This window comes from Paenibacillus sp. SORGH_AS_0306 (assembly GCF_030819345.1).
GTDB lineage: Bacteria > Bacillota > Bacilli > Paenibacillales > Paenibacillaceae > Saccharibacillus > Saccharibacillus kyungheensis.
This window is the reverse complement of record NZ_JAUTBP010000001.1, coordinates 1,717,752-1,729,202: the sequence shown is the minus strand read 5'-3', so window position 1 is coordinate 1,729,202 and position 11,451 is coordinate 1,717,752. Positions and strand designations below refer to the sequence as shown.

Genomic DNA, 11,451 nt, shown 5'->3' with positions numbered 1-11,451 from the left:
TGTCTGATATCTTTTGAACCATTTGTTTTGGTCTGTAAGAACAACAAACATTACAGATAACGAGATTGAAGCGACTCGTTATCTGTATTCCATTTTGGAGTTTTACAATTATTCCAACACACCTACATATTTTTGTTGTTGGTAATCCGTTGTTTGACGATTTAAATACTCAGTTAAAGATTGTTTAATGATATTACATCCCTGTTGCAAATATTCTATTTCTATCGTCAAAGCAGGCATTAATTTGATAACAGTATCATTACGACCTGCCCTCTCAATGATTAAACCTAGTTCATAACAACGAGCAACGATAAATTTAGAAGCATTTTCTGCATCTTCTAGACCACCCAAATCGATTCCCCAGATTAATCCAATACCACGAATTTCTATTTTGGAATGCAAGCTAGCAATCTCTTGCTCTAAAAAAGTAGCAATCATAGCTTCTTTGCGTTTTACTATTTCTTCAAGTTGAGCAGATTCTCTATATTCTAAAGCCGCTGTTGCACCGATAAAGGCAAGTTGATTACCTCGAAAAGTTCCGTTATGTTCACCAGGCTTCCAAATGTCCAAATCTGGTTGGATCAATAGGAGTGACATAGGTAACCCATATCCGCTGATCGATTTGGATAACACAACAAGATCAGGCTGTATCCCTGCTCGTTCAAAAGAGAAAAATGAACCTGCTCGACCACAACCTACCTGTATTTCATCTACAATCATCAAAATATCATGACGCTTGCATAATTCACTTAAACGTTGTAACCACTCAATAGGTGCAACAATAACTCCACCTTCAGCTTGTACCGTTTCCAAAATAATAGCGGCTGGCTTTTCTATACCACTATTAGGATCAGTCAACACATTTTCTATGTATTCAATCGTATCAAAACTCCCCATAAATCCATGAGGATAAGGCATAAAAGTTACATTTGGCAATGGAGCTCCTGCACCGTTACGGTTGTAAAGATTTCCAGTAACTGCTAGGCTTCCATAAGACATCCCATGAAATCCGCCCATAAACGAAAATATTCCTGTCCGCCCGGTCGTTTTACGAGCTAACTTTAAAGCAGCTTCTACAGCGTTCGTTCCTGTAGGACCACAAAATTGCAATTTATAATTCATTTCTTTGGGGATAAGAATAAGTTCAGTGAAGGCATCAATAAATTTGCGTTTGGCTATCGTATACATATCCAACCCGTGAATAATAGCATCTGACTCTAAATAATCGATTAATTGCCGTTTGATAAAATCAGGATTATGACCATAATTTAGCGCTCCTGCTCCAGCAAAAAAATCAATAAATTGTTTGCCTTCTTCAGTAACCATGATTGAGTTTTTGGCATGTTGAAATACATCGCCAAATGCTCTGCAATAAGACCGTACATTGGATTCCCAAAGCTCAAATGAATTCATTATTCATCCTCCATATTGTTGGTATATTCAAAAGATCTATTGACATATTGTCTAAAATCATAGTGCACAGTTGCTGTTTGACATAGGATGAATTGAGGAAGGTAGGATAATGATAAGAAGTGAAATTTGATGTGGAAATAATACTCTAAATTGATAATTAAAGAAATATTTAACAAATTAGCTTATCCACTAATCTAACTTGCATTCTTATGATAGATTAGTCATCAAGAGGATGTCAAACCATTAAATGGTAATTTTAAAGACTTGTTTCATGTATAAAGAGCTTTAAAGCGTCATTATTTTACATATAGTTTACAATATTAATTTTAGAAAACATGAACAAAGTAATAGACTTCTAACAATTGATGATATATACTCAAGCAGATCATTCCAGTATTTGGATAATAGAAAGGTGGTTAATATGGCTCGTTATATTGGACATTATTTAAAAATCTTTGTTCCACTTGGTATTATTGCAGGCGTTTTAGTCTATGTATTGAATATGTTTGGTTTAGAAGTTCCCTTAGTAATTGGGAATAAAACATATTATGGTTCCGAAGCTGCTATTAGAGAACTGATAGCTGTTCCAGTAGGATTTATCATTTTGGGCCTAATTGTAGCGGTAATTGTATATGCCTTTAGAAGAAAACAAATATCGTAATTATTCTTTTAACAACTTATTAAAACTACTTACTTTTTTATACATTGATATACCTTTTACATAGTCCTTATTAAAAAAGCAGACACATTAATATATATGGTCTGCTTTTTGTTTTGTATTTGTTCATAATTTAGTGATAATTATGCTCATTATAAATACTTTTATAAGTAATAATCTTACATATTTATCCTGTAAAATTTATAAAAGAATTATATATTTAACAATAAAAAGGATATTATTATTGTTAGTTTGTTAAGTATTTTACAATAATTACTCATTAGCTTGATGATTATAAATTGATTTTTATTCTTTAATAGTGATAAAAAAAGAAAATACTTCTCCTAAACGTAATAAATTACTTTAGAAAAAGTATTTCTTTATTGTACTTATCTTATTCATTTTGCTAAATATTAAAACAATGCACTTGGCGAAGTATTGATTTTCCACAAACCATCAACTAATTCAAACTTCACAAGCATACGCTCGACAGGTTGTGCATCTTTAACATAAGGAACAGTTAAGCGATATACACGAGTGGTATCTGTCATGCTGATCATTTTAGCTGTAGAACGATTGAATTCTAACTTGCTGTCTTCATTCGACACCACTTGTGCCAGCTTGCCGTTGTTCTCGATTACATATTTTTGAATATAAGCTTCACTTGCTTGTTTAGTATACGTTTCTGTCAAATACGCTAATAATTTAGCATGCGTATTGATATCTGTAGATAAGTAACGATATGTTTTGTTATTTAAAGAAAAAGTACTATCAGTTGTAGATGTTTTGCCGCCTGTAGAAGTGTATACGTATCTTTTTTCAGCTTCAACGATAAGTGGAGTTACACTATCGTGGTTTAACTTTTTCACTCCAGTCCATACGCCATCTTTTGTATAATAGGAAACTGCTGGTGTCGTTGCAGTCGTTGTTGTAGATGTCATCGCTTTGGATGTACTAGCCGCAGGTAATGTTGAAGTTGCAGATGCTGCTTGTACAGAAGGTGCTGAATATAAAGATGCCGTTACCAATGCGGTAAGTGCCCATGTGCCGATTGCCAATTTATTTACTTTTTTCATCATTTCATTTCCTCTCAAATGTGCTTTCTTCAAATTTTATAAGTGTAATCGTTACTATGTAACCTCTTTATTATGACATATCCATAAGACATATACCACTTTCGCTCAAAATATAACCATTTTTAACCATTCAAAGTAAATGCAACCTTTTATTTTAGATCACGTCTATACTATTGTTCATATATTATATTTTACATATTAATTTACTAAAGGAGCTCTTACAATGATATACTCTACGATTCGTTCTACTGCTAAAATAGTTACTATTGCTTTATTTTCTACTGCTCTCTCTGCAACTCCACTGTCTGCTTTGTATACCGAGCCATCAACAACTGCTTATGCAGCTACTTCATCTATAACTCAATCTACGATTCAAGTCATGCTCAACGAGAACAACATTACACAAGATCTCCAAACACCCCCTGTTATGATCAAAGGTTCTGTATATCTACCTTTACGCGAAATCAGTCAAAAAGTAGGTATTCATACGTATTGGAATGCATCCCAACATACAATTACACTAACTTATCCAAAATATTTAACTGAATTGAATGTACAAAAAGGGACGGTTAAAGTTAATACAAAAGTAAAAAACCTCCCACAAGCTATAGTTACGATTAAAAATATTACTTATGTACCCGCACGTATGATCGCCGAAGCTTCCGGTCAGCAGGTGAATTGGAACAGCAAGAAAAAGTTAATTACTTTCAAATCTGATATCACTTTCGCTAAAGCAAATAGCAAAACAGCTACAATCTGGTTCAATAACCAAAATAATGAGTTATATTTCTCTTCTTCTGCTTTTACTACACCTGTACTTGCTGGAAAGTTAAACAATAAGCTAGAAAATGTATCTCGTCTTCAAGTCTATGATGTGAATACAGGTGGACATGTTGTGGAATGGTTAGATAATTATGGTGAACCGAGTATTAATTATGATTTTTATACAGCCTTTATTAAAGATGATAAGATTGTTCGTCAGGCGAATGTCGACTACTGGCAACGGTACGATGACAATGTTTTTCAATACAAAGACAATGCCGTGCTTGTTAATAAAGATACACTTGAATTTCTAGATAGTGAAGGTAAAATCACTTCTACTCGCAACCTGGCTACCTTAGCCGGTATAAAAACTAATTACTCGGTAGTTGGAATCAGTGATCATTATTTAATTGTGCGTCCTAATCATACAGGTCTTCTTACATTAATTAATTTACGAAATAAGTCTAGCATTCTGCTCTATAAAGAGTTATTGAATAAAGAAGAACAAGAATATTGTGAAGATAATGATGTCCCCTACCATGGAGATGATCTCTTGTTTACAGGTGAAAATAAAAGCGGAGCTTTGACTTTTGAAAACCACGGATATTCAACAAGCGGAGTGAAAAAGTATGTATATACGATAAAAGATTGATTATAAAATAGATATTATTTTGAATGATCATAGTGTTATAAAGTAAAAACTAGCTACATCCTATCCTTATATGTGCACAGCAAAAAGGAATTGAATAAGCGACTATTCAATTCCTTTGCTGTACTATAATCTATATATTTGATCTGTCATTACACTACTACTATTAACTTCTTAACAAAATAATTCTGATTACTATTTATATTTCATCCAAATCAAGGTAACAACTGCTCAACCGCTTGACGAACATCCGGTTGATCCAACTCTCGACCGAAGATGGATACACTTCCACTATCTTCGCGTGAACGGATTAAGCGTCCCATGCCTTGACGGAGACGAAGTAACATATAAGGCATATCGACTTCTTCAAAAGCATTTACTGCTTCCGCGCGGCGTGAAGCAAATAATGGATCGTTCGAAGGGAACGGTAATGACCAGACAATCACATTGGACAACGAAGGTCCTGGAATATCTAACCCTTCCCATAACGTAACTGCACATAATACGCTAGTCTCATCTTGTTGGAAAGCAGAGATCAAATGACTGATCTCGGCATATCCTTCATATAACATACGATATTTAGCATACCCTGTAAAGTTTTGTGTACTTTGACGGAACGCAGCTAATTCTTCAACAGAAGAGAATAAGATAAGAGCACGCCCACCCGATTGATCCAACAATCCAAGTACTCTTTCAGACTGTACATTGACAGCATTGAGATCCAATAATCCCAAAGAAGCACCTGATGTAGTCGTCACACCTGGCAATACAGGCATTAGATTCGCTTGCATTTGTTCTTTGTAATCGTAAGGAGAAGCTACTGAAAAGGCAAGATATTTATCGATTCCCAGACTATGCGCAATATAATCAAATGAACCTTCTACTGATAACGTTGCTGAAGAGAAAATAACAGGCATTTTTTTAGCAAATACTTTCTCATTCAGAATTTCTTTTACTTTTTTCGGCATAATCACCAGTGTAAGATCCGCTTCTTCTCCTGTGACCCATGAGATCAACTGATCTTGTTTTCGACAAAGGTTCAATGCGATCTGAATCATTTCTAGATGTTCTTCTACAATTTTGAGCTGATAATCATCTAGTGTGAATAATGCACTTTCAAATACTAATTCTTCTTCAATCACAGCAATCTGTGCTTGGACACGTCCCACTTGGTTCATCAGATCTTCGTTCCAGTTGATTTCTTTGCGATCCGAAGCAGGTACAGGCTGACTGTACTTCGCTAACTTCTCAAACAAAATATCACTTTCCAAAATCACTTCTTCTACTGCAAGTGCTAACGTCTCACGAACTTCTCCTTCTAACAAGCGCACAACAATACTTTCAAAAAGAGAATGTTTTAACTTGTGTGTTAACGCATTTTGAGCTGCTGTTTCTAGCAAATGACCTTCATCAAATACAACTGAACTGTGATCAGGCAGTAAAGGAAGTTGCCCTTCCCGTTTGCGAGCATCATATGTCCAGACATGCTCCATATAAAAGTCATGTGAACAAATAATCAAATCAGACGATTTACGGTAATGTTCACGCGATAATGTCTGACCACAGCGATGACGTTGCGGGCATACCAGACAATCTTGAAATACATCCCAACCTATTCGATTCCATTCGCCATCGGTCAATTCAGGATACTCTTTGCGGTTACCATATGGATAAAAAGATTGCATTGTATCCGGGTAATGTACAAACTCTGGCAAACCGGCATAAATATCGCGATATACATCACTTTCTGTTGCATCATCACGCACGACATCCAATTTGTTCAAGCAAATATACTGATCCGGCGATTTCCCTAGACGGGCATCTACTACCAGATTAAGATGCTTGGCAAGCTTGCTAATATCCCCTTCTGGTTTGACCAGCTGTTCGATCAATGACTCATCGGCACAAGCGATAATAGCAGGCTTGCGTGTATAACGAGCATAAGCAATAGCATATAAAAGGTAGACTAGTGTTTTCCCTGTACCTACACCCGCTTCTGCAAAAATAGTTTTCTTTTCGGCGTATGCTTTTTCCAATTGAAAAGCCATATAAATCTGTTCGTCTCTTACCTCAAAACCTGCTTCGGGTAAAATATCATAAAAAACATCCGCGATCCAATCACTCGCCTGCTTAATAAATGGTTGTCCGGGATCAAATGTAAATGGATAAGTGTTCAATCCGTGTATTCCTCCAAGTGATCTGATTTAGTGCATCCTTTCATTATACCTCAAATGTGAACAACAAGGTACAACTGTTTATGAACAAATTTTTCACAATTGAAGATATAGATATGAATATACAAAAAAAAGCCGTACTATTCAATGATTTGTAATCCACTGAAATCGTACGGCTTTGATCTAACATTGATGTTGTACAAAAATGCAGTACAAAATAAACAATGTACAAGTTCTTTTTATTTCAACAATCCTTTTTGCTGTAAAAACGTTTTGGCTACTTCGGATGCAGGTTTCCCTTCAACATCCACTTGATAATTCATTTTGCGCATCTCATCATCTGTAATCTGACCGGACAAATGATCTAAAGCTTCTGCCACTTCAGGATATTGCTTCAATGTCTCATCACGCATCAATGGCGCACCTTGATAAGGTGGAAATAATCCTTTATCGTCTTTGAGCACTTTCAACTTATATCGTTGCAATTCACTATCTGTAGAATAAGCATCCATCAATTGAATATCACCGGACGCGATTGCACTATAGCGTAATTTCGGTTCCATCGTTTGCAAATTAGGAAATGTAAATCCGTACAACTTGGTCATGCCTACATATCCATCATTGCGATCAGCAAATTCGCGTGTAAAACCTACTTTGACTTGTGATGATACATTTTGAAGATCTGAAATATTTTCTAAATTATTCTGCTGTGCATAAGCCTCAGGAACCGCTAAAGTATACGTATTGTTATATTCCATCGGAGATAACATATCCATATTGAACTTTTTGGCCATTCCTTCTTTCGCTTGATTGTATACTTGATTGCTATCTGTACTTACAGCATCTTCTTTCAAAAATTCAGCTAACGCTGTACCTGTAAACTCAGGATAAATATCGATATTTTTATTTTTTAGGGCGTTAAACAAAAATGGTGTTTTACCCATTCCTGGCTTGAGTTCAACGGTTAGATTGGTATCTTGTTCGATTAATTCTTTGTACATATTGATCAAAATTTCTGGTTCTGCTCCAAGCTTACCTGCAATCACCAGATCTTTTTGTGTATTATTTAGTAACGGAATCACACTTACCGCAATCACGATCAATGCTGTAGCTGATAACCAGATAATAGATTGACGGAATGATCTTTTTTCGATCACACGTAGCAGAACATCAAAGATAATCGCTAACAATGCCGCAGGTACCGCACCCAAGATAAGCAAAGCTGTATCGTTACGGTCAATACCGAGCAATATAATATCCCCTAATCCACCTGCACCGATCAAAGCTGCTAATGTAGTCGTCCCGATAATAAGTACCATCGCTGTCCGAATACCCGCCATAATGACAGGCATCGCTAAAGGCAATTCGACTTTAAATAATCTTTTTGTCGGGGTCATTCCCATCGCATCAGCCGCTTCTAATAAAGAAGGATCGACTTTTCGGATACCTGTATATGTATTACGCAAAATCGGCAATAGCGCATAGATTACAATCGCTACAATTGCAGGTACAATCCCGATCCCTAATAACGGAATCAATAAACCGAGCAAAGCAAGCGAAGGAATCGTCTGTAATACAGCGGCAATACCTAATATCCCTTCAGATATTTTCAAATGACGTGCGATATAAATGCCTAACGGAATAGCAATAATTAAAGCACATAACAAAGCTACAAAAGAAATAAGTATATGTTGAGTCAATGCTTGTAATAACTGATCTTGCCGCTGAATCATTACTTCCCATATATTATTCATTATTCAGCGTCTCCTTTGCTAGATACAGATGTTTTTTTGAGCAGCGAAGATGAAGTCGATGTGTAGGAATCCCCTTGTACAGAGCTGAAAAATTCACTTACAAATGGATGTGCAGGATGATGTAACAACTGCTCTGGAGTATCGACTTGAATCATTTTCCCTTCACGCATTAGACCAATCCGATCTCCTAACTTGAGCGCTTCTTGAATATCATGGGTGACAAATACAATCGTTTTCTGAATCGTCACTTGAAGTTCTAACAGATCGTTTTGCAATCGTTCTCTGGCTAGCGGATCAAGTGCACTGAAAGGTTCATCCATTAAAATAACAGGTGGATCAGCAGCAAGCGCACGCAGTACACCGATACGCTGTTGTTGTCCGCCTGATAATTCATCCGGCTTACGAGTGCGGAACACTTTAGGATCAAGCCCTACCATATGAAGTAATTCATCGACACGTTTATCTATTTTTTTTCGATCCCATCCACATAATTCAGGAGTGATAGCAATATTCTCTTCTACCGTCATATGTGGAAATAAAGCGATCTGTTGAAGCACATATCCTATACTTTGACGCAATTCATGTACAGGAGCATCATTGACTTGTTGATCATTAATAGAAATAAATCCTGAGCTTGGTTCTATTAATCGATTGATCATTTTGAGAGTTGTGGTTTTACCGCATCCACTTGGCCCAACCAATACGAAAAATTCACCTTTTTGAATATGTAAATCCATCGGATGTACAGCAATCGTTCCATCTTCATACTGTTTGGATACTTGTGCAAATTTAATCATGAACATGCCTCCTATTTATAATCTCATCTCTATGTAGTTATGTATAATGATATTTGTAAATAAATACGTACGATAGAGTGTGAACAAGAAAAGATTTCTTACAATAAAATAATGGAATATTAACTATATTTCACTTCTTTTACTATTACCCAAGTTATATCCAATGGAACACTTAAAATTAAATACAAAAAAAGGCTCTATAAGTGATTAGCTTATAGAGCCTTTTAGCACCTTAATTACACATAAGTTTATAATTTGTTGTCTTTATATCAACAACTTATTTTCTAGGCAAGTTCAATGGATCGCGTTCGCTGTCCACTCTACGATCATTCAAATCAGGATCAACATTTACACTATCAATACCTGTTCCTGTTGTAGCAGTTGTTGTATCTGTATCATAATATTTTGTATTGGAAGCCTGATTTTTGCGGAAGATATCATATACTGTTACTTGGCGACCTGTATGCTCGTCAACCAAGACAAGAATTTGACCTTCTTTTACATTGTTTTCGTACTCTTTCGCTTGATCTTCAGGAATACCGAGACCGATAAGGCCACCTACTAATCCGCCACCAGCAGCTCCGGCTGCTGCGCCTGCTAATGTTACTGCAATCGGACCTGCTGCCATAATTGGACCAAATACTGGAATCGCCATCATACCGATACCTGCTAGCAATCCTGCTACCCCACCGATTGTACCACCAGCCGCTGCTCCTGTTGCAATGCCTTCAGGTGCTTTTGTTCCTGTTTCTTCACTGATATGCTTCAGATCTTTTTTGTCTTTGGCAATAACAGAAATATTGTCTTTGTTAATACCAGACGCTTTCAAGTCTTCGATCGCTTGACTAGCTTGTTGTTCTGTTTGGAATACGCCTACCAATTTGTCATTGTTCAATTCGTTAGTGTTATTTAAATCATTAGTGTTATGAGTTTCCATAGTGTTTATCCTCCTTGGATTGTAAGCAAATTTGTATTGTTCTGTTTCTATCGTTCTGCTATATGATTAACCGTAAAAAAGTGTTTAAAACAGCTATTTTTGGTTATATTCTAATATTTTCATTATTTGTAAATTTATAAATCATAAATAATGATGTGATAAGTCCTATTGATTAATTGCGGTGTAATGGATTAGTTGGCGTAGAAGAAACATCTTTATCAACTACATTTTCATTACTACGTCCCAGACGCGCTTCTTCACGTAAAATAGCTGTTTGCTCATCTTCATTTATATTAGCACGATCATTGTTCATCGAATCTGTCGATACCGTATGATCCACAGGTGTACTCAAATGATCTGTTGCTGGTGTTGCCGTTGTTGTTGGGATCGTTGGTGATGCTGCATCATTACGATCATAGAATCGACTGTTAGAAGCATGATTAGTGCGAAAAATATCATAAATCATATTGCGATAACCCGCAGATTTGTCTACCAGTACCAAAATCTGTCCTTCATTTACATTGTTCTCGTATTCTGCTGCTTCATCTTCAGGAATACCGAGTCCAATCAGACCGCCCACTAGACCGCCAGCACCTGCACCGACTGCTGCTCCTGTTAATGCGACAACGATTGGGCCTGCTGCCATAATCGGGCCAAATACAGGAATCGCCATCATGCCCAGACCTGCAAGAAGACCGGCAGTTCCACCTAACAATCCTCCTGCTGTTGCACCTGTAGCAATCCCTTCAGGAGCTTTTGTTCCTGTTTCTTCACTAATATGTTTTAAATCTTTTTTGTCTTTGGCAATAACAGAGATTTGATCTGTAGAAATACCCTCGGCTTTTAATTGTTCAATCGCACGAGTTGCTTGTTGTTCTTCTACAAACATTCCTACAACTTTGTCATTTGTTTGTTCGTTATTCATTTCGTTTGTATTGTTATGGTCCATCATTTTTCTTCATCCTCCTCAGGATAAGTACGCTTTTTTGAAAAGTTGCATCATGTATAAATGATTGCATGTAAGTAATAATTGTGCAGACAATTGAACTGCACTTTTTTTATATGTGTTTGTTGCTTATAGTGTTATTAACCGTATAAAAAAGATTAAACCAACCAACATTTGGTTAATGGTAGCGCTTTTCCTCTAATTTACACTGTTATAATCACTACTTCTGATCACCATTTATCTTTATTGACTCTCTTTATCCAAACAATATTATTTCTATAATGT

At 36.2% G+C, this 11,451-nt stretch carries 9 protein-coding genes; 2 read left to right on the top strand and 7 right to left on the bottom strand.

Features of this window, described 5'->3' with window-relative positions; genetic code table 11:
• Window positions 1-108: 108 nt before the first annotated feature.
• Complete coding sequence (ectB, locus tag QE450_RS07725; RefSeq protein WP_274170064.1) at window positions 109-1,413, bottom strand: diaminobutyrate--2-oxoglutarate transaminase; 1,305 nt, start codon at window positions 1,411-1,413, stop codon at window positions 109-111.
• A 421-nt stretch (window positions 1,414-1,834) separates the two neighbouring features.
• Between ectB and QE450_RS07720 the strand changes: the two genes are divergently transcribed.
• The gene (locus QE450_RS07720; protein WP_274170065.1) at window positions 1,835-2,074 is read left to right on the top strand and encodes a hypothetical protein; all 240 of its coding nucleotides are present in this window, start codon (window positions 1,835-1,837) and stop codon (window positions 2,072-2,074) included.
• Between the two features lie 410 nt (window positions 2,075-2,484).
• On the opposite strand, the gene QE450_RS07715 is transcribed toward QE450_RS07720, so the two are convergent.
• Complete coding sequence (locus QE450_RS07715; RefSeq protein WP_307298258.1) at window positions 2,485-3,147, bottom strand: DL-endopeptidase inhibitor IseA family protein; 663 nt, start codon at window positions 3,145-3,147, stop codon at window positions 2,485-2,487.
• A 223-nt stretch (window positions 3,148-3,370) separates the two neighbouring features.
• Between QE450_RS07715 and QE450_RS07710 the strand changes: the two genes are divergently transcribed.
• Entirely contained in the window at window positions 3,371-4,561 is a 1,191-nt protein-coding gene (locus QE450_RS07710; protein WP_307298256.1) for a stalk domain-containing protein, read from the top strand.
• A gap of 212 nt (window positions 4,562-4,773) precedes the next feature.
• Here QE450_RS07710 and QE450_RS07705 read toward each other — a convergent pair whose 3' ends face one another.
• The 5 genes from QE450_RS07705 to QE450_RS07685 form a co-directional block, all read right to left on the bottom strand.
• On the bottom strand, window positions 4,774-6,735 hold the full coding sequence (locus QE450_RS07705; protein ID WP_307298254.1) for an ATP-dependent DNA helicase: 1,962 nt from the start codon (window positions 6,733-6,735) through the stop codon (window positions 4,774-4,776).
• Between the two features lie 236 nt (window positions 6,736-6,971).
• On the bottom strand, window positions 6,972-8,486 hold the full coding sequence (locus tag QE450_RS07700; RefSeq protein WP_273616105.1) for an ABC transporter permease/substrate-binding protein: 1,515 nt from the start codon (window positions 8,484-8,486) through the stop codon (window positions 6,972-6,974).
• Entirely contained in the window at window positions 8,486-9,283 is a 798-nt protein-coding gene (locus QE450_RS07695) for an ABC transporter ATP-binding protein (protein WP_373461960.1), read from the bottom strand. The genes QE450_RS07700 and QE450_RS07695 overlap by 1 nt, the downstream gene beginning before the upstream one ends.
• A gap of 277 nt (window positions 9,284-9,560) precedes the next feature.
• Window positions 9,561-10,220 carry a general stress protein gene (locus QE450_RS07690; RefSeq protein ID WP_301263481.1) on the bottom strand — a complete coding sequence of 220 codons (660 nt, stop codon included), beginning with the start codon at window positions 10,218-10,220 and terminating at the stop codon, window positions 9,561-9,563.
• A gap of 172 nt (window positions 10,221-10,392) precedes the next feature.
• Window positions 10,393-11,172, bottom strand: coding sequence for a general stress protein (locus QE450_RS07685; protein ID WP_373461959.1), 780 nt, complete (start codon window positions 11,170-11,172; stop codon window positions 10,393-10,395).
• Between the last annotated feature and the right edge of the window lie 279 nt (window positions 11,173-11,451).

Coding starts and splice junctions, on each gene's coding strand:
- QE450_RS07690 (WP_301263481.1), bottom strand. CDS start 10,220: ATGGAAACTCATAACACTAATGATTTAAATAACACTAACGAATTGAAC.
- ectB (WP_274170064.1), bottom strand. CDS start 1,413: ATGAATTCATTTGAGCTTTGGGAATCCAATGTACGGTCTTATTGCAGA.
- QE450_RS07685 (WP_373461959.1), bottom strand. CDS start 11,172: ATGATGGACCATAACAATACAAACGAAATGAATAACGAACAAACAAAT.
- QE450_RS07720 (WP_274170065.1), top strand. CDS start 1,835: ATGGCTCGTTATATTGGACATTATTTAAAAATCTTTGTTCCACTTGGT.
- QE450_RS07695 (WP_373461960.1), bottom strand. CDS start 9,283: ATGATTAAATTTGCACAAGTATCCAAACAGTATGAAGATGGAACGATT.
- QE450_RS07715 (WP_307298258.1), bottom strand. CDS start 3,147: ATGAAAAAAGTAAATAAATTGGCAATCGGCACATGGGCACTTACCGCA.
- QE450_RS07710 (WP_307298256.1), top strand. CDS start 3,371: ATGATATACTCTACGATTCGTTCTACTGCTAAAATAGTTACTATTGCT.
- QE450_RS07700 (WP_273616105.1), bottom strand. CDS start 8,486: ATGAATAATATATGGGAAGTAATGATTCAGCGGCAAGATCAGTTATTA.